This window comes from Arthrobacter sp. 05T442, assembly GCF_056395945.1.
Window position 1 is genome coordinate 1 of sequence record NZ_JBFTKM010000068.1, and the last position, 421, is coordinate 421.

Below are 421 nucleotides of genomic sequence, written 5' to 3' on the forward strand. Positions count from 1 at the left end.
GGATGGGCAGGGGTGCCCATCGACACTTTTTTGCCGGGCACGGTAGCTTGGGGGCAATGGATCTTCCGGAGACGCCGGAGGCCGCTGGGGATGCCGACCTCGTTCGGGTCCGTTGACATTGAAGGAGTTATCGAATGGCTATTTGGGGTGCAGACATTGCGCAGCTGAAGACCTTGGGGACCAAGCTCCAGGCGGGCTCGTCGGAGATCGACAAGCAGAAGTCGCTGCTGACCAAGGTCCTTGCRGGCACGGAATGGCGGGGCCCGGATGCGGATAAGTTCCGCAGCGAGTGGAACGGCCAGCACGTCGCGGCGCTGGCGAAGGTCTCCCAGGCGCTGCAGGAGGCCAGCCGGCTGGCCGGCCGCAATGCCACCGAACAGGAAAGCGCCTCCCGCTGAGCGGCCCCCGCACATTCTCAGGA

At 65.0% G+C, this 421-nt stretch carries 1 protein-coding gene; it reads left to right on the forward strand.

From position 1 onward, the window contains the following. Positions 1–134: 134 nt before the first annotated feature. Positions 135–398, forward strand: a complete 264-nt coding sequence (locus AC1DES_RS19215; RefSeq protein WP_476897286.1) for a hypothetical protein — start codon at positions 135–137, stop codon at positions 396–398. The last annotated feature ends 23 nt before the right edge of the window (positions 399–421 follow it).